15 protein-coding genes are annotated in these 17,200 nt (G+C 72.5%); 7 read left to right on the forward strand and 8 right to left on the reverse strand.

Translation table 11 applies throughout. From position 1 onward, the window contains the following. Positions 1-42: 42 nt before the first annotated feature. On the reverse strand, positions 43-2,037 hold the full coding sequence (locus HZZ00_RS33030) for a serine/threonine-protein kinase (RefSeq protein WP_180329798.1): 1,995 nt from the start codon (positions 2,035-2,037) through the stop codon (positions 43-45). A 256-nt stretch (positions 2,038-2,293) separates the two neighbouring features. Next, positions 2,294-4,003, reverse strand: coding sequence for a glycerol-3-phosphate dehydrogenase/oxidase (locus tag HZZ00_RS33035; RefSeq protein ID WP_180329799.1), 1,710 nt, complete (start codon positions 4,001-4,003; stop codon positions 2,294-2,296). Positions 4,004-4,284: 281 nt separating this feature from the next. On the opposite strand from HZZ00_RS33035, the gene HZZ00_RS33040 reads away from it, so the two are divergent. Both HZZ00_RS33040 and HZZ00_RS33045 read left to right on the forward strand, forming a co-directional pair. Further along, on the forward strand, positions 4,285-5,493 hold the full coding sequence (locus HZZ00_RS33040; protein WP_180329800.1) for a nucleotide sugar dehydrogenase: 1,209 nt from the start codon (positions 4,285-4,287) through the stop codon (positions 5,491-5,493). A gap of 138 nt (positions 5,494-5,631) precedes the next feature. Beyond that, positions 5,632-6,186 (forward strand): hypothetical protein, encoded by a 555-nt coding sequence (locus tag HZZ00_RS33045; protein WP_180329801.1) that lies wholly within the window; start codon positions 5,632-5,634, stop codon positions 6,184-6,186. A 75-nt stretch (positions 6,187-6,261) separates the two neighbouring features. Here the strand turns inward: HZZ00_RS33045 and HZZ00_RS33050 are convergent, their stop codons facing one another. The 4 genes from HZZ00_RS33050 to HZZ00_RS33065 form a co-directional block, all read right to left on the reverse strand. Continuing rightward, positions 6,262-7,386: a GuaB3 family IMP dehydrogenase-related protein gene (locus HZZ00_RS33050; protein WP_070026275.1), complete on the reverse strand. Its 1,125-nt coding sequence runs from the start codon at positions 7,384-7,386 to the stop codon at positions 6,262-6,264. A 106-nt stretch (positions 7,387-7,492) separates the two neighbouring features. Then, positions 7,493-8,995 (reverse strand): IMP dehydrogenase, encoded by a 1,503-nt coding sequence (guaB, locus tag HZZ00_RS33055; protein ID WP_180329802.1) that lies wholly within the window; start codon positions 8,993-8,995, stop codon positions 7,493-7,495. Between the two features lie 128 nt (positions 8,996-9,123). Next, entirely contained in the window at positions 9,124-9,711 is a 588-nt protein-coding gene (locus HZZ00_RS33060; RefSeq protein WP_070026277.1) for a sigma-70 family RNA polymerase sigma factor, read from the reverse strand. A 707-nt stretch (positions 9,712-10,418) separates the two neighbouring features. Beyond that, positions 10,419-11,030 carry a response regulator transcription factor gene (locus HZZ00_RS33065; protein ID WP_003948568.1) on the reverse strand — a complete coding sequence of 204 codons (612 nt, stop codon included), beginning with the start codon at positions 11,028-11,030 and terminating at the stop codon, positions 10,419-10,421. Positions 11,031-11,411: 381 nt separating this feature from the next. Between HZZ00_RS33065 and HZZ00_RS33070 the strand changes: the two genes are divergently transcribed. Then, on the forward strand, positions 11,412-11,741 hold the full coding sequence (locus tag HZZ00_RS33070) for a WhiB family transcriptional regulator (RefSeq protein WP_070026278.1): 330 nt from the start codon (positions 11,412-11,414) through the stop codon (positions 11,739-11,741). 107 nt (positions 11,742-11,848) lie between these two features. On the opposite strand, the gene HZZ00_RS33075 is transcribed toward HZZ00_RS33070, so the two are convergent. Then, positions 11,849-12,751, reverse strand: a complete 903-nt coding sequence (locus tag HZZ00_RS33075; protein ID WP_180329803.1) for a LysR family transcriptional regulator — start codon at positions 12,749-12,751, stop codon at positions 11,849-11,851. A 79-nt stretch (positions 12,752-12,830) separates the two neighbouring features. On the opposite strand from HZZ00_RS33075, the gene HZZ00_RS33080 reads away from it, so the two are divergent. The 4 genes from HZZ00_RS33080 to HZZ00_RS33095 all read left to right on the forward strand — a co-directional run bounded on the left by HZZ00_RS33080 (position 12,831) and on the right by HZZ00_RS33095 (position 15,536). Continuing rightward, positions 12,831-13,499: an MOSC domain-containing protein gene (locus tag HZZ00_RS33080; RefSeq protein WP_180329804.1), complete on the forward strand. Its 669-nt coding sequence runs from the start codon at positions 12,831-12,833 to the stop codon at positions 13,497-13,499. Positions 13,500-13,561: 62 nt separating this feature from the next. Beyond that, the gene (locus tag HZZ00_RS33085) at positions 13,562-14,335 is read left to right on the forward strand and encodes an SDR family oxidoreductase (protein WP_180329805.1); all 774 of its coding nucleotides are present in this window, start codon (positions 13,562-13,564) and stop codon (positions 14,333-14,335) included. A gap of 76 nt (positions 14,336-14,411) precedes the next feature. Continuing rightward, on the forward strand, positions 14,412-14,864 hold the full coding sequence (locus tag HZZ00_RS33090; RefSeq protein WP_374028498.1) for an ester cyclase: 453 nt from the start codon (positions 14,412-14,414) through the stop codon (positions 14,862-14,864). A 111-nt stretch (positions 14,865-14,975) separates the two neighbouring features. Beyond that, entirely contained in the window at positions 14,976-15,536 is a 561-nt protein-coding gene (locus tag HZZ00_RS33095) for a DUF3293 domain-containing protein (RefSeq protein ID WP_180329806.1), read from the forward strand. Positions 15,537-15,568: 32 nt separating this feature from the next. Here HZZ00_RS33095 and groL read toward each other — a convergent pair whose 3' ends face one another. Beyond that, positions 15,569-17,197, reverse strand: a complete 1,629-nt coding sequence (gene groL / locus HZZ00_RS33100) for a chaperonin GroEL (protein WP_070026283.1) — start codon at positions 17,195-17,197, stop codon at positions 15,569-15,571. Positions 17,198-17,200: the final 3 nt, after the last annotated feature.

Consider the following 17,200-nt stretch of genomic DNA (forward strand, 5'->3'; position numbering starts at 1 on the left):
CTCGATGGGGCTTCGAACGGGCCACGATCCGCCGTGCCCGGCCTAGGACTTGGGGCGGAAGGACCCGGTCAGGGTCTTCCACGTGTCCTTGCGCAGGTCGCCGTCCCACTCGCCGGCCTTCGCCGTGTACATCAGCGCGTACCCGAGATGGCCGTTCACCACGAAGCCGCGGTCGATCGTGCGGTACTCGGTGCCGCCGTCGACGTAGGTGAACTCCCAGTCGGCCGTGTTCCAGCCGCGGTAATCCACCTTCTCTATCCGGACCTTGTGGTACTGCGAGCGCACCATGTAGCGCTCCTGGTTCTTCCAGTCCGCCACCGGGTCGTCCTTGGGCGTACCGGTCCAGGCGACGAGCAGCTTCTGCCCGTCCGGCCCGGTGTAGCGGTCGCCCGCGGCCCCGTGGGACTGGTACGACCAGCCCTTGGGCAGCCCGATCGCATACCCCTGGCCGCCCTTGCGGGTGGAGACCGCGGGCGCGCTCCCGCTCGCGTCGGCGGCCGTGCTCGCCGCGGTGCCGGGCGCGGCCGCGGTACCGGCGGGCGCGGAACTGCCACCGTCGGTACGGGTGCCGCCGTCCGGCTCCTTGCCCTGGCTGTGCCCGGCGGAGGCGCTCGCGCCGGCCGAAGTCCTGGCGGCGCCCTTGTCGTCCTTGTCGTCGCCGCTGAACGCGAGGGCCAGGACGGTGCCGAGCACCGCGAGGGCGACCACCACGGCGACGATCACCAGCGTGCGCCTGGGCACCACGTCGGTCAGCGGTGCCCTCGGCGCCTGCCGCGGCGGCAGGTCCAGGTCCGGGGGCGGCACCACGGGCCAGCCCGAACCTGCTTTCGCGGGCCCGGAGTCGGCCGAGCCGTGCGCTCCGGGGCCGGGCACGGCGGCACCCGGGCGGCTGCCGCCGGCGGCCGGGGCCGTGGGTGCGGTACGGCCGGCGGCCGCGCCCCCGGGAGCCGTACGGCCACCGGCCGCCGGTCCGCCCCCGGCCTTCGCCCCCGGCGCGTCGCCGCTCTTCGGCCGGGCCGTGGCCGCCGCGGCGCCGGCCGCGCCCGCCGCCTTGCGGACCGAGCGCAGCGCGCCGCGCAGCTTCTCCGCGGCCTCCTCGCCCCGCTTGCCCTCGCCGTCGGGCTGCACCGGCAGCGGCACCACGCGGGTGGCGTCCAGAGGCTCCGGTTCGGGCGCGTGGATCACCTTGTTCAGCAGCGCCCGGGCCCCGGCGTCGTCGAGCCGCTTGGCCGGGTCCTTGCTGAGCAGGCCGTAGATGACGTCCCGCAGCGGGCCCGCGTTCTTGGGCTCCTCCAGCGGCTCGGTCATCACCGCGGTGAGCGTGGCGATCGCCGAACCCTTGTCGTACGGCGGCACCCCTTCGACCGCCGCGTACAGCAGACCGCCGAGCGACCACAGGTCGGCGGCCGGTCCGGGCTTGTGGCCGCGGGCGCGCTCCGGGGAGATGTAGGAGGGGGCGCCGACGAGCATGCCGGTGGAGGTGATGGACGGGTCGCCCTCGACCTGCGCGATGCCGAAGTCGGTGAGGACGACCCGGCCGTCCTCGGCGATGAGCACGTTGGACGGCTTCACGTCCCGGTGCAGGATGCCCTCGCGGTGGGCGGAGCGCAGCACGTCCAGGACGGCGAGGCCCACCTCGGCGGCGCGCCGGGGCTTCAGCACGCCGTCCTCGCGGATGACCTCGGCGAGGGACTTGCCCTCCACCAGTTCCATGACGATCCAGGGCCGGTCGTCCTCGTCGACCACGTCGAAGACCGTCACCGCGCTGTTGTTGCGGATCCGGGCGATCGCCTTGGCCTCGCGCAGGGTGCGCGTGATCAGGCGCCGCTTCTCCTCCTCGTCGATGTTCGACGGGAACCGCAGTTCCTTGACGGCGACCGTCCGGCCCAGGGTCTCGTCCTCGGCGCGCCAGACCGTGCCCATGCCGCCGCGGCCCAGCACGTCTCCCAGCCGGTACCGCCCGGCGAGGAGACGCCGTCCGCTCTTGCCCTGACGAGTCTCCTGACGAGATGTCCCCGCCCGCTCCGCCTCCGACATGCGTCCCCTCATACAACCCGCCCTGACAGAGCCTCCATTGTCTCTCACCCGGCAAGTGGTCGATGCCCTGGGGCCCTCCCCGGCCCCGCTCCCCGGGCCCGCCGAAGCGCCCCTCGCGCCCGGCGGCATGACGGCCCGTGAGAAAGCGGCGACCCGGGGTGCCGACCCTTCGGGCACACCCGGCCAAACCGCTGCCCCGGCCCCCGCCGAGGGGCGGCCGGACCACCGCCCCGGGCCCGCTGCCAGGCGTCCGCGGTCAGGTGAGCGGCACGATGTCCGGCGCCCCGAGCCGCGCCGCGTCCGCCGTGAGGTCGTCGGGCTGCAGCTGGGACTCCCGCTCGGCCTCCACGCGCTTCTCGTAGTGCTCGACCTCGCGGGCGATCCGGTCCTCGTCCCACCCGAGGACCGGCGCCATCAGCTCGGCCGCCTCGCGGGCGCTGCGGGTGCCCCGGTCGAACGTCTCGATGGAGATGCGGGTACGCCGGGTGAGCACGTCGTCCAGGTGCCGGGCGCCCTCGTGCGAGGCGGCGTACACCACCTCGGCGCGCAGATAGTCGTCGGCGGCGCGCAGCGGCGCGCCGAGCGCGGGGTCCGCGGATATGAGGTCGAAGATCTCCTCGGCCATCGAGCCGTACCGGTTCAGCAGATGTTCCACCCGGACCACGTGCAGTCCGGTGCGGGCGGCGATGCGGGCCCGCGCGTTCCACAGCGCCTGGTAGCCCTCCGCGCCCAGCAGCGGGGTCTCCTCGGTCACGCAGTCGGCGACCCGCTGGTCCAGGCCGTGCACCGCCTCGTCGACGGCGTCCTTGGCCATCACCCGGTAGGTGGTGTACTTGCCGCCCGCCACGACCACCAGGCCCGGCGCCGGGTGGGCCACCGTGTGTTCGCGGGACAGCTTGCTGGTGGCGTCGGACTCGCCGGCCAGCAGCGGGCGCAGCCCCGCGTACACCCCTTGCACGTCGTCGCGGCCGAGCGGCACGGCCAGCACCGAGTTGACGTGTTCCAGCAGGTAGTCGATGTCGGCACTGGAGGCGGCCGGGTGGGCCTTGTCGAGGTCCCAGTCGGTGTCGGTGGTGCCGACGATCCAGTGCCGGCCCCAGGGGATGACGAAGAGCACGGACTTCTCGGTGCGCAGGATCAGGCCGGTGGTGGAGTGGATGCGGTCCTTGGGCACGACCAGGTGGATGCCCTTGGAGGCGCGCACGTGGAACTGGCCGCGCTCGCCCACCATGCCCTGGGTGTCGTCGGTCCACACACCGGTGGCGTTGACGATCTGCCGGGCGCGGACCTCGTACTCCCCGCCGCCCTCCACGTCCCGCACCCGGGCGCCGACGACCCGCTCGCCCTCGCGCAGGAAGCCGGTGACGCGCGCCTGGTTGGCCACCTGCGCGCCGTACGACGCCGCCGTGCGCACCAGGGTGGCCACGAAGCGGGCGTCGTCCACCTGGGCGTCGTAGTACTGGAGGGCGCCGACAAGGGCGTCCTTGCGCAGGCAGGGCGCCACCCGCAGGGCGTGACGGCGGCTCAGGTGGCGGTGCACGGGCAGTCCCCGGCCGTGCCCGCGGGCCATGGACATCGCGTCGTAGAGCGCGACGCCGGAGCCCGCGTACAGCCGCTCCCAGCCGCGGTGCTGCAACGGGTAGAGGAACGGCACCGGTTTGACCAGGTGCGGGGCGAGCCGCTCCAGGAGCAGGCCGCGCTCCTTCAGCGCCTCGCGGACCAGGGCGAAGTCGAGCATCTCCAGATAGCGCAAACCGCCGTGTATGAGCTTGCTGGACCGGCTGGAGGTGCCGGAGGCCCAGTCCCGCGCCTCGACCAGGCCGGTGGACAGGCCGCGGGTGACGGCGTCCAGCGCGGTGCCCGCACCGACCACGCCACCGCCGATCACCAGTACGTCCAGCTCGCGCTCGGCCATGGCCGCCAGTGCCTCGGCGCGCTGCGCCGGTCCCAGAGTCCCTGTCCTCACCGCTGCCTCCCGCTGTCGCTGCCTCGCTCGCGTCGGCCGCACCCGGTGGGCGAAGCCCGGATCACCCCCACCTCCTGCCCAAATTCTGACCGGCTTGCCCGACTTCAGCCACCACGCGCCCGCGACCTGTGGACAACTGGCGCGCAACCCCGGGAAGACACACGAACAGAATCCCACATAACGGTCATATTTACTCCTAGTGTGACAGTGCGCTCGCTCATCTCGTCCACAGCGGTTGCGCATCCGTTCCGCTTCGGTTAATGGGAAGGACGGCCCACGCCATGCCCGCAGACCTCGCCGTCATCGGACTCGGCCCCTACGGTTTGCCGCTGGCCCAGGCCGCGGTGGCCGCCGGCATCTCCACCCTCGGCTATGCCACCGGCCCCGAGGCGGGGCCGCTGAGCCCCGCCGAGCTGCGCCGGATGCACGCGTCCGGGTTCCGGCGCGCCACCGACCCGGCCCAGCTCGGCCGGGTGCGCACCGCGGTGATCTGCGCGCCGACCCCGCCCGGCGCCGACGGCGGCCCGGACCTCGGCCAGGTCGAGGCGGCCGCCCGCGCCCTGGCCGAACGGCTGCGCCCGCACACCACGGTCATCCTGGAGTCCCCCGTGCCCCCGGGCACCACCGAGGAGTTCCTGCGCCCGCTGCTCGAAGAGGGCTCCGGGCTGCGCGCGGGCCGCGACTTCCACCTCGCCTACTCCCCCAGCCGGGTCGACCCCGGCAACCGCGCGCACACCCCCGCCGGCACCCCCAAGGTCATCGGGGGCCTCACCCCGGCCTGCACCGAGTCGGCCGCCGCCTTCTACGGCCGGCTCACCGACAAGGTGGTCCGCGCGCGCGGGCTGCGCGAGGCGGAGGCGGTGCAGCTGCTGGAGACCAACTTCCGGCACGTCAACATCGCGCTGGTCAACGAGATGGCCGTGCTCTGCCACGAACTCGGCGTCGACCTGTGGGACGTCATCCGCTGCGCGGAGACCAAGCCGTTCGGCTTCCAGGCGTTCCGGCCGGGGCCCGGCGTCGGCGGACACGCCGTCCCGCAGGACCTGACCGGCCGGGCGAGCCGCGCCCTGCGCATGGTGGAACTGGCCCAGCAGGTCAACAACCGGATGCCCGGCTACGTCGTCCAGCGCGCCGCCACCCTGCTCAACGAGCACGGCAAGTCCGCCCGGGGCGCGCGGGTGCTGCTGCTCGGCGTGACCTACAAGGCGGACCTCGCCGACCAGCAGGGCGCGCCCGCGCGCGAGATCGCCGTGCGCCTGATGGAGCTGGGCGCGTCCGTGAGCTACCACGACCCCTACGTGCCCGCCTGGAGCGTCCTGGACCGCCCGGTCCCGCGCGTGGACTCGCTCTACGAGGCCGCCGCCGGCGCCGACCTGACGATCCTGCTCCAGCAGCACCGCACCTACGACCTCCAGGGCCTGTCCGTGAAGGCCCAGCTCCTGCTGGACACCAGGGGAGCCACCCCCACGGGAGCCGCGTACCGGCTCTGAGGCCGGGTCACGATAGGAAAACGACCTCGGCGTTGTCGGCCCCGCCTGTTAATCTCCCCCGGACTTGCCGCACCCGAGTGCGAGCCGGTCGACACCTCACTTCATCCAGTTGTGCCACAGCACGGGGGGATTCCTGTCATGAGCCAGTCAGCACCACCGCCGCAGCCGCAGCCCGGCCCGGTCGACGCCAACCCGTACGCGCAGCAGGCCCCGGCCGGCGCCCCGTACCCGCCGCAGCCGGGAGTCCCGGGCGCCGCGCCGATGGCGCCGCCCGCCGCGCCCGCGCCGGTCCGCGACAACCTGGTCGTCGGCCTGGTCGCCGCGGTCGTCGCCGCCGTGGTCGCCGCCGCGCTCTACGGCGCCGTCATCGGCGCCACCAAGCACGAGATCGGCTACGCGGCCGTGGGCGTCGGCTTCGTCATCGGCCTCGCGGCGGGCAAGGCGGGCGGCCGCAACCCCGTCCTGCCGGTCGCCTCCGTGGTGCTGGCGCTCGTCGCGGTCTACTTCGGCCAGCTGGTGGGCGAGGCCATGATCGGGGCCAAGGAGACCGGCCTCGGCTTCTCCCAGGTCTTCTTCGACCACTTCGACGTGGTCCAGAGGGCCTGGAAGGAGGACGCCGACCTGCTCACCTTCGTCTTCTTCGCCATCGCCGGCTTCGCCTCGTTCTCGGCCGCCAAGAAGTCCGCGCTGTAGGACGCACGGCAGGGGCCCGGCCACCGTGTCGGTGACCGGGCCCCTGCCGTCGTACGAAGCCGTCGCGGCGCCGGTTCAGCGCTTGTGCTGGCTGTCCGCGACCGTCACCTCGACCCGCTGGAACTCCTTCAGCTCGCTGTAGCCGGTGGTGGCCATCGCGCGGCGCAGGGCGCCGAAGAGGTTCATCGAGCCGTCCGGGGTGTGGGACGGGCCGGTGAGCACCTCCTCGATGGTGCCGACGGTGCCGAGGTCGACCTTCTTGCCGCGGGGCAGCTCCTCGTTGACCGCCTCCATGCCCCAGTGGTGGCCCTTGCCGGGCGCGTCCGTGGCGCGGGCCAGCGGGGAGCCCATCATCACCGCGTCGGCGCCGCAGGCGATCGCCTTGGGCAGGTCGCCGGACCAGCCGACACCGCCGTCCGCGATGACGTGCACGTACCGGCCGCCGGACTCGTCCATGTAGTCGCGGCGGGCCGCGGCCACGTCCGCGACGGCCGTGGCCATCGGGACCTGGATGCCCAGCACGTTGCGCGTGGTGTGCGCGGCGCCGCCGCCGAAGCCGACCAGCACACCGGCCGCGCCGGTGCGCATCAGGTGCAGCGCGGCGGTGTAGGTGGCGCAGCCGCCGACGATCACCGGGACGTCCAGCTCGTAGATGAACTGCTTCAGGTTCAGCGGCTCGTGCGAGGACGAGACGTGCTCCGCGGAGACCGTGGTGCCGCGGATGACGAAGATGTCCACGCCCGCGTCCACGACCGCCTTGGAGAACTGGGCGGTCCGCTGCGGGGAGAGCGCGGCCGCCGTGACCACGCCGGAGTCGCGCACCTCCTTGATGCGGGCGCCGATCAGCTCCTCCTTGATGGGCGCCGCGTAGATCTCCTGCAGGCGGCGGGTGGCGCGCTCGGCCGGCAGCTCGGCGATCTCGTCCAGCAGCGGCTGCGGGTCCTCGTACCGGGTCCACAGGCCCTCGAGGTTGAGGACGCCGAGGCCGCCCAGCTCGCCGATGCGGATCGCGGTGGCCGGGGAGACCACGGAGTCCATGGGGGCGGCCAGGAAGGGCAGCTCGAAGCGGTAGGCGTCGATCTGCCAGGCGATCGAGACCTCCTTCGGGTCCCGCGTACGGCGGCTGGGGACGACGGCGATGTCGTCGAAGGCGTACGCCCGGCGGCCGCGCTTGCCGCGCCCGATCTCGATCTCAGTCACGTCTGTGGCCTTTCCCTGATGCGTTTCAGCGCCTTCCAGTATCGCCGACGGGTACGACAAAGGCGGCCCCGGATGCCCCGGGGCCGCCTTCGGTACGGCCTGGTGGTTACTTGGCGCTGTAGTTCGGCGCCTCGACCGTCATCTGGATGTCGTGCGGGTGGCTCTCCTTGAGGCCCGCCGAGGTGATCCGCACGAAGCGGCCCTTGGACTCCATCTCGGCGATGGTGGCGGCGCCCACGTAGCCCATGGTCTGGCGCAGGCCGCCGACGAGCTGGTGGAGCACGTTGGAGAGCGGGCCGCGGTAGGGCACCTGGCCCTCGACGCCCTCGGGCACCAGCTTGTCGTCGGACGCCACCTCGGCCTGGAAGTAGCGGTCCTTCGAGTAGGACCTGCCCTGGCCGCGGGACTGCATGGCGCCCAGCGAGCCCATGCCGCGGTACGACTTGAACTGCTTGCCGTTGATGAACAGCAGCTCGCCCGGCGACTCCTCGCAGCCCGCGAGCAGGCTGCCCAGCATCACCGTGTCGGCACCGGCGGCGAGGGCCTTGCCGATGTCGCCCGAGTACTGCAGGCCGCCGTCGCCGATCAGCGGGATGCCCGCCGGACGCGCGGCGAGGGACGCCTCGTAGATGGCGGTGACCTGCGGGACGCCGATGCCGGCGACCACGCGCGTGGTGCAGATCGAACCCGGGCCGACACCCACCTTGATGCCGTCGACACCGGCGTCGATGAGCGCCTGGGCGCCGTCGCGGGTGGCGACGTTGCCGCCGATCACGTCCACGTTCACGCTGGACTTGATCTTCGACATCCAGCTGAGGGCGTTGCTGTTGTGGCCGTGCGAGGTGTCGACGACCAGGAAGTCCGCGCCGGCCTCGGCGAGCGCCTGGGCGCGCTCCAGCGCCTCGGGGCTGGCGCCCACGGCGGCGCCGACGAGCAGGCGGCCCTCGGCGTCCTTGGCGGCGTTCGGGTACTGCTCGGCCTTGACGAAGTCCTTGACGGTGATCAGGCCCTTGAGGACGCCCTCGTCGTCGACCAGCGGCAGCTTCTCGATCTTGTGCTTGCGCAGCAGCTGCATGGCCTCGGGGCCGGAGATACCGACCTTGCCCGTGACCAGCGGCATCGGGGTCATGACCTCGTGCACCTGGCGCGTGCGGTCGCTCTCGAAGGCCATGTCGCGGTTGGTGACGATGCCCAGCAGACGGCCGGCCGGGTCGGTGACCGGGACACCGCTGATGCGGAACTTGGCGCACAGGGCGTCGGCCTCGGCGAGCGTGGCCTCGGGGTGCACCGTGATCGGGTCGGTGACCATGCCGGACTCGGACCGCTTCACCAGGTCGACCTGGTTCACCTGGTCCTCGACGGACAGGTTGCGGTGCAGCACGCCGACGCCGCCGAGGCGGGCCATGGCGATCGCCATGCGCGACTCGGTCACCTTGTCCATCGCCGCCGACAGCAGCGGGATGTTGACGCGGACGTTGCGCGAGATGTGGGACGAGGTGTCGACCGCGTTGGGGAGCACCTCGGAGGCGCCCGGCAGCAGCAGCACGTCGTCGTAGGTCAGCCCGAGTGTCGCGAATTTACCGGGCACTCCGTCGACGTTGGCAGTCATGACACCTTCCCCAAATGGCCTTGATCGGTGCGGATGTCCATGCTAACGGGAAGCGCGGCCAGCAAATTCCACGGCGGAAGATCACCTTCGGCTTCGTATGTTCATACGGTGTTCCCGGGAAGTTCCCGCTACTGCTCGGCCAGCGCTCTCAGCCGGCTGAGGGCCCGGTGCTGGGCGACCCGGACCGCTCCGGGTGACATTCCCAACATCTGCCCCGTCTCCTCCGCCGTGAGGCCCACCGCGATGCGCAGCAGCAGCAGTTCGCGCTGGTTCTCGGGCAGGTTGGCGAGCAGTTTCTTGGCCCACTCGGCATCGCTGCTGAGCAGGGCGCGCTCCTCCGGGCCGAGCGAGTCGTCCGGCCGCTCCGGCATCTCGTCGGAGGGCACCGCCGTGGAACCCGGGTGCCGCATGGCGGCGCGCTGGAGGTCGGCGACCTTGTGGGAGGCGATGGCGAAGACGAACGCCTCGAAGGGGCGCCCGGTGTCGCGGTAGCGGGGCAGTGCGAGCAGCACCGCCACGCAGACCTCCTGGGCGAGGTCCTCCACGAAGTGGCGCGCGTCGCCGGGCAGCCGGGACAGCCGGGTGCGGCAGTAGCGCAGCGCCAGCGGGTGAACGTGCGCGAGCAGATCGTGGGTGGCCTGCTCGTCCCCGTCGACGGCACGAAGCACGAGCGCACCGATCGACCCCTGGGCCGTGCCCGCCTCGTCGTCGCGCATCGGTCCATGGTGCCTTGTGGCCGTCCGGTCCGTCGCATCGTGCTGATGGTTGTGCACCGAAGCGTTATGAGCAGGTGCGCCGGCACTCATTCCCTGCGCCCTCCCCTTCCGCTCGACCGACTCGTCCCCGAGAGACTCCACACCTCAAGGATGCGGCATCCGCGCCGAAACGAGCAGCGCCCGTCCGGTGGGCCGGCCCGCACACCGCCGCCCGGCACCTGTCGAACACCCCTTTGGACGGGAGCGTAGGCGGTGCCCGCCGGGCGGCTCCGGAGCGGTGACCTCGGCCGACGCCGAGGCCCGTCGGGGAGGCCGACGGGTGCGGGAAACCGGTACCGGCGCGGGCGGCCGAAAGGGTCGCGGCACCGGCACGACGCGGGACGGCCGCCAGAGTCCCGGCACCACCGCCGGCGCCGACGCGGGGCAGCCGGCAGGGCTCGCCGCCGCGCACGGGCGGCACGGAAGCCGACGGGCCCGGCACCGGCATCGCGGCACCGTCACCGGCTCCCGCGCGCGGGAAGCCTCCGGCCGGTACGTCACGACGCGGCCGGTTCCGCCATCGCGCGGTGTGTCCGCCGAACGCCCGGACGGCTCGGGCCACGGTTCCGCTCCCGGCCGGTCACCCGGGCACGGGAGAGCACGCGGGCGCGCCCCGGGAGAGCTGCCCGGCCCCGCGCGACCTGCCGCGCGGGGCTTGCCGGGTCGTCCTACCTGACCAGGCCCCAGCGGAAGCCGAGGGCCACCGCGTGGGCGCGGTCCGAGGCGCCGAGCTTCTTGAACAGGCGCCGGGCGTGGGTCTTCACGGTGTCCTCGGAGAGGAACAGCTCGCGGCCGATCTCGGCGTTGGAGCGTCCGTGGCTCATGCCTTCCAGGACCTGGATCTCCCGCGCGGTGAGCGTGGGCGCGGCGCCCATCTCGGCCGAGCGGAGCCGGCGCGGGGCCAGCCGCCAGGTGGGGTCGGCCAGGGCCTGCGTCACCGTGGCCCGCAGTTCGGCGCGCGAGGCGTCCTTGTGCAGGTAGCCCCGGGCGCCGGCGGCGACCGCGAGGGCCACACCGTCGAGGTCCTCGGCCACGGTGAGCATGATGATCCGGGCGCCCGGGTCGGCGGACAGCAGCCGGCGCACGGTCTCGACGCCGCCCAGGCCGGGCATGCGGACGTCCATGAGAATGAGGTCGGAGCGGTCGGCGCCCCAGCGGCGGAGGACTTCCTCGCCGTTGGCCGCCGTCGTCACACGCTCGACGCCGGGCACGGTCGCCACCGCGCGGCGGAGCGCTTCTCGGGCAAGCGGGGAGTCGTCGCAGACGAGGACGGATGTCATGACCGCCCTCCGCAGCTGATGCGCGTCACCTTGAGCCTCCAGGCTGGTACGGAATCGTCACCTGTGCGGTCGACCGTCTCGGACGCCTGCCCGAGCCCTTGTTTTTTCAACCGCCTCCGCACTCTCAACGACGGTCACTCGAAAGAGTTACGGGGCTGCATACCGTCATCGGCACTCTACGTGAGGGCACCGACACGGTGCAGACATGCCCAACGGACCCTCAACTTTTCATCACAACCTATGACCCATTCAGCTGCTTTTCTTCCCGTTTCGTAGTGTTCGGGGCTAGATTCGCAATGAGTCATATTTACATCTCCTTAGACCGGAGATGTACGGTCGTTGCCACCGTATCCGCCCAGAACGGCTACAAGGGGTCACGTAATGGCAGATTTCTCCCGCCTTCCCGGACCGAACGCGGACCTGTGGGACTGGCAGCTGCTGGCTGCTTGCCGCGGGGTGGACAGCTCGCTCTTCTTCCACCCGGAGGGCGAGCGCGGGGCGGCTCGGAGCGCTCGCGAGAACTCGGCCAAGGAGGTCTGCATGAGGTGCCCGGTCCGTGCGGAGTGCGCGGCGCACGCGCTTGCCGTGCGCGAGCCGTACGGCGTCTGGGGCGGCCTGACCGAGGATGAGCGCGAAGAGTTGATGGGACGGGCGCGCAACCGCCTGGTGGCTGCCTCGACCACCAGCGGCGACACCGCCCAGGATCAGTGAAGGAACGTTTCTGCATCGCACCCGCGGCCCGTCGGGTGCGCTGATGTCTCCACTCCACTCCGGGCACGCCGAACGCGTGCCCGCGACTCTGTGACCCCTCTTCCGCGCTACCCCGCGCGGCCGGCGGCGCGGCCCAGCTGTTCCAGCGTCGCCGCCACCGCCGGCACCTGCGCCAGGTCGGGCAGGGTGAGCGCGACGATCTCCCGGCGCACCGCCGGCTCCAGCCGTACCGTGCGCACCCCCCTCGGCCGTACCGACTCCACCGCCAGCTGCGGCAGTACGGCCACGCCCAGTCCCGCGCCCACCAGACCGGCCACCGCCGGGTAGTCGTCCGTGGCGAAGTCGATGCGCGGCGCGAACCCGGCTCCTTCGCAGACCTCCACCAGCTGGCCCCGGCAGCGCGGGCAGCCCGCGATCCAGGGCTCCTCGGCCAGCTCCCCGATGGCGACGCTCCGGGCGCCCGCGAGCCGGTGCCGCTCGGGCACCAGGGCCACCAGGCGGTCGGTCAGCAGGGGGCGCACGACCAGGTCGTCCCAGTCCTCGGTGACCGCCGCCCCCTCGTAGCGGAAGGCCAGTGCGAGGTCGCAGTCGCCCTCGCGCAGCAGTTCGACGGAGCGCGGGGGCTCGGCCTCCTCCAGGGAGACCCGGGTGCCGGGGTGGGCGGCGCGCAGGGCGGCCAGGGCGGTGGGGACGAGGGTGGAGCTGCCGCTCGGGAAGGAGACCAGGCGGACCCGGCCGGCCCGCAGGCCCGCGATGGCGGCGACCTCCTCCTCGGCGGCGGTGAGTCCCGCGAGGATGCCGGAGGCGTGCCGGACCAGTGCCTCGCCGGCCTGGGTCAGCCGCATCTCGCGGCCGGTGCGGACCAGCAACGGGGTGCCGACCGAGGCCTCCAGGGCCTTCATCTGCTGGCTGACGGCGGGCTGGGTGCAGCCCAGCTCGCGCCCGGCGGCGGAGAAGGAGCCGGTGGTGGCGACGGCGCGCAGGACGCGGAGATGACGGGCCTCGATCACCCCTCAAGCATAAGGCAGGCTTGGGGGAGTCGCCGGATAATCGCTCGACGCTTTGAGGAAGATCTCGTACGGTTCGGCCATGGAGCTTCTCTCGGTGAACGTCGGGCGGCCGCGCCCGGTGCCGTACACGGACCAGGCGGAGGGCGTCACCGGCATCGACAAGCGGCCGGTGACCGGGCCGGTGCGGGTGTCCGCGCCGGGCCCCAAGGGCACCGGCGGGAGCGGGCTGGCCGGGGACGCGGTGTGCGACCTGCGCCACCACGGCGGTGACGACCAGGCGGTGTACGCGTTCGCGCGCGAGGACCTGGACCACTGGGAGCGCGAGCTGGGCCGCCCGCTGGCCAACGGCTGCTTCGGGGAGAACATCACGACCGGCGGCCTGGAGGTCTCCGGGGCGCTGATCGGCGAGCGCTGGCGGATCGGTGCGACGGTGGTCCTGGAGGTCACCTCGGGCCGCATCCCGTGCCGCACCTTCCAGGGCCATCTGGGCGAACGCGGCTGGGTCAAGAGGTTCACCCGGAAGGGCGCGACCGGTGCCTACCTCCGGGTGATCGAGCCGGGCGAGATACGCGCGGGCGACCCGGTCGAGATCGTCCACCGGCCCGGGCACGGGGTGACCGCGGCGATGGAGTTCCGCGCCACCACCACGGAGCGGGAACTGCTGCCCCGGCTGCTCGCGGCGGCCGACGCCCTGCACCCGGAGGCGCTGGCCGCGGCCCGGAAGTACGTGGCGGCGCGGACCCCCTGAGCGCCCGTCACCGCATGGTGGACGCCGCTGCTCCGCAAGCCCGCAGTCACTACGCTTGGGTCATGACAACGGCTCTGATTACGGGATCGACCGCGGGGATCGGTGCCGCGTTCGCGCGGCGGCTGGCGGCTGACGGGCATGACCTCGTCCTGGTGGCGCGCGACACCAGGAGGCTGCGCGAACAGGCGACCGAGCTGCACGACCGGCACGGCATCGAGGCGGAGGTGCTGGCCGCCGACCTGTCCGAGGACAAGGGCATCGAGACGGTCGCCGACCGGCTCGGCGACCGCAGGAACCCGGTCGACCTGCTGATCAACAACGCCGGTTTCGGCAACAAGGGCCGCTATCTCGAGGTCTCCATGGCGGACGAGCTGACGATGCTCAAGGTGCACTGCGAGGCGGTGCTGCGGCTGACCTCGGCGGCGGCCGAGCCGATGCGCGAGCGGGGCCGGGGCGGCATCGTCAACGTCGCCTCGGTGGCCGCCTTCGTGCCCCGCGGCACCTACGGCGCCTCCAAGGCGTGGGTCGTGCAGTTCACCCAGGGCGCGGCGCGGGACCTGGCCGGCACCGGCGTACGGCTGATGGCCCTGTGCCCGGGTTTCGTGCGCACCGAGTTCCACCAGCGGGCCGGGATGGGCACGGACAACATCCCGGGCTGGATGTGGCTGGACGCCGACAAGCTGGTCGCCGCGGCCCTCACCGACCTGGCCCGGGGCAGGTCGCTGTCCATCCCGGACCCCCGCTACAAGGCGCTGATGGGCCTGGTGAAGGTCACCCCGCGCGGGCTGCTGGGCGGCGTCACCTCCCGCACCGGCCGCAAGTACGGGCCGCGGTAGGCGGCCCGCGCGCGAACGGGTGCCGTCGGCGGTCCGGTGGGAAAATGGAGGGACCAGCGAGGCCGGAGGCGGCGCCATGACGGACCTGGACGCGGTACGGCGGGACAGAGGGACGGCCGAGGACACCGTACGGCGGTTCTTCACCACGCTCACGGCCCCCGGTGAGCCACCCCCGCTCAACGACCTGCTGGACGAGGACGCGCACAGCCACGACCCGATGAACCCGCAGGACACCATCGGCCTGGACAACATCCGCGCCGAGCACCGCATGTGGCACGCCGCCTTCGACGCCGCGTTCACCGTCGAGGACCTCCTCGCCCAGGGCGACCGCGCCTGCGCCCGCTGGACCTGGCGCGCCACCCACACCGGCGAGTTCCTCGGCATCGCCCCCACCGGCCGCCGTGTCGCCATGACCGGGACGACCTTCTTCCGCCTCGGCGCCGACGGCAAGATCACCGAACTCTGGTGGCAGCACGACCAGCTGGGGCTGATGGAACAGCTGGGCGCGCTGGACGAGTTGGAGCAGTGACACCGCGGTCCGGCACCTCTTGCACCGGGGCCGCGATCATGGCATCTTGCGGACGACCACCGATCTCCCTGCGCGTCCGGTAAGGGGGTCTTCGTTCTTCAGGAGGCCCTTGTGCACGTCACCGGCGCGACCGTCCCGCCCCGGAACTGGGACCACTACCGGACCGCGGTCGTCGACATCCGCCTTCCCGGGCGAACGGTCCGTGTCGAGCCGCGCGCCTTCGGCACGGCCGAGGGGTGCTTCCCGGAAGCGGCAGGCGGCGCGGCCGTCCATGTGATCACCGCCTGGAACCCGGGGGCCCGTACCGTGTCCGCCGACGCCAACGCGCGCGCCCACCGCCTGCTGCTCGACGAGGTCCGTCGCCTCGGTCTCCTCCGGTGGCCCGCGGCGGGCGGCGACCCGGGCGGTACGCACCAAGAGGAGAGCGTCGCCGTCGTCGGGCTGGGCGACGCCGCGGCGCGCGCACTGGGCCGCCGCTTCGGGCAGGACGCGGTCTTCGCCTGGACCCCCGGCGCCTGGCGTGTCCTCGCGTGCGGCACCGGTGCCGTGTCGGTGAGCGGCTGGGCGGCCTCCGCACGGGGCCGCGCCCGCTCGCGGCCGGCCGGCCGAGGCCCGCTCCGACCGGCCCCCGGGCAGCACTTCGCCCCGCCGCAGGGCGACGGGGCGAAGTGACCTAACGACTACCGGAGTTCACCGGTCTCGTGTCAGTGGGCGTGGCCGTGGCTGTGACCCGCGGCGGCGGCCGGCTCTTCCTCTTCCTTCTTCTCGACGACCAGGGTCTCGGTCGTGAGCAGCAGGGAGGCGATGGAGGCGGCGTTCTCCAGGGCGGAGCGGGTGACCTTGACCGGGTCGATGACGCCGGCCTTGATCAGGTCGCCGTACTCGCCGGTGGCGGCGTTGTAGCCCTGGCCCTTGTCGAGGTCCTTGACCTTGGAGACGATGACGTAGCCCTCCTGGCCGGCGTTCTCGCCGATCCAGCGCAGCGGCTCGACGACCGCGTTGCGGACCACGGCGACACCGGTGGCCTCGTCGCCGGTCTTGTCGAGGTTGCCCTCCAGGACCTTGGACGCGTGGACGAGCGCGGAGCCACCACCGGAGACGATGCCCTCCTCGACCGCGGCGCGGGTCGCGGAGATGGCGTCCTCCAGACGGTGCTTCTTCTCCTTCAGCTCCACCTCGGTGGCGGCGCCGACCTTGATCACGCACACGCCGCCGGCCAGCTTCGCGAGGCGCTCCTGGAGCTTCTCGCGGTCCCAGTCGGAGTCGGTGTTCTCGATCTCGGCCTTGATCTGCGCGACGCGGCCGTTGAGGTCCTCGGCCTTGCCGGCACCCTCGACGATCGTGGTGTCGTCCTTGGTGACGGTGACGCGGCGGGCGGAGCCGAGCACGTCGATGCCGACCTGGTCGAGCTTGAGGCCGACCTCCTCGGAGATGACGGTGGCGCCGGTGAGGACGGCCATGTCCTGGAGCATCGCCTTGCGGCGGTCGCCGAAGCCGGGGGCCTTCACCGCGACGGCGTTGAAGGTGCCGCGGATCTTGTTGACGACCAGGGTCGACAGGGCCTCGCCCTCGATGTCCTCGGCGATGATCAGCAGCGGCTTGGAGGAGCCGGCCTGGATGACCTTCTCCAGCAGCGGCAGCAGGTCCGCGATGGCGGAGATCTTGCCCTGGTTGATCAGGATGTACGGGTCGTCGAGGACGGCCTCCATACGCTCCTGGTCGGTCACGAAGTACGGGGACAGGTAGCCCTTGTCGAAGGCCATGCCCTCGGTGAAGTCCAGCTCCAGACCGAAGGTGTTGGACTCCTCGACGGTGATGACACCGTCCTTGCCGACCTTGTCCATGGCCTCGGCGATCAGCTCGCCGACCTGCTGGTCCTGGGCGGACAGCGCGGCCACGGCGGCGATGTCGGACTTCTCGTCGATCGGACGGGCGGTGGCGAGCAGGTCGTCGGAGACGGCCTTCACCGCGGCGTCGATGCCCTTCTTCAGGGCGGCCGGGGAGGCACCGGCGGCGACGTTCTTCAGGCCCTCGCGCACCAGCGCCTGGGCGAGCACGGTGGCGGTGGTGGTGCCGTCACCCGCGATGTCGTTGGTCTTGGTCGCCACCTCCTTCACGAGCTGCGCGCCGAGGTTCTCGTACGGGTCCTCGATCTCCACCTCGCGGGCGATGGTGACGCCGTCGTTGGTGATGGTGGGGGCGCCGAACTTCTTGTCGATGACGACGTTGCGACCCTTGGGGCCGATCGTCACCTTCACCGTGTCGGCCAGCTTGTTGACGCCGCGCTCAAGGGCGCGACGGGCGTCCTCGTCGAACTTCAGGATCTTCGCCATGAC

Source organism: Streptomyces sp. NEAU-sy36 (genome assembly GCF_013423905.1).
Classification (GTDB): domain Bacteria; phylum Actinomycetota; class Actinomycetes; order Streptomycetales; family Streptomycetaceae; genus Streptomyces; species Streptomyces misionensis.

What these genes read in the sequence shown, in the direction of transcription:
- HZZ00_RS33030 (WP_180329798.1), bottom strand. Translation starts at nt 2,037, where the DNA reads ATGTCGGAGGCGGAGCGGGCGGGGACATCTCGTCAGGAGACTCGTCAG.
- HZZ00_RS33040 (WP_180329800.1), top strand. Translation starts at nt 4,285, where the DNA reads ATGCCCGCAGACCTCGCCGTCATCGGACTCGGCCCCTACGGTTTGCCG.
- HZZ00_RS33045 (WP_180329801.1), top strand. Translation starts at nt 5,632, where the DNA reads ATGAGCCAGTCAGCACCACCGCCGCAGCCGCAGCCCGGCCCGGTCGAC.
- guaB (WP_180329802.1), bottom strand. Translation starts at nt 8,995, where the DNA reads ATGACTGCCAACGTCGACGGAGTGCCCGGTAAATTCGCGACACTCGGG.
- HZZ00_RS33060 (WP_070026277.1), bottom strand. Translation starts at nt 9,711, where the DNA reads ATGCGCGACGACGAGGCGGGCACGGCCCAGGGGTCGATCGGTGCGCTC.
- HZZ00_RS33065 (WP_003948568.1), bottom strand. Translation starts at nt 11,030, where the DNA reads ATGACATCCGTCCTCGTCTGCGACGACTCCCCGCTTGCCCGAGAAGCG.
- HZZ00_RS33070 (WP_070026278.1), top strand. Translation starts at nt 11,412, where the DNA reads ATGGCAGATTTCTCCCGCCTTCCCGGACCGAACGCGGACCTGTGGGAC.
- HZZ00_RS33080 (WP_180329804.1), top strand. Translation starts at nt 12,831, where the DNA reads ATGGAGCTTCTCTCGGTGAACGTCGGGCGGCCGCGCCCGGTGCCGTAC.
- HZZ00_RS33085 (WP_180329805.1), top strand. Translation starts at nt 13,562, where the DNA reads ATGACAACGGCTCTGATTACGGGATCGACCGCGGGGATCGGTGCCGCG.
- HZZ00_RS33090 (WP_374028498.1), top strand. Translation starts at nt 14,412, where the DNA reads ATGACGGACCTGGACGCGGTACGGCGGGACAGAGGGACGGCCGAGGAC.
- groL (WP_070026283.1), bottom strand. Translation starts at nt 17,197, where the DNA reads ATGGCGAAGATCCTGAAGTTCGACGAGGACGCCCGTCGCGCCCTTGAG.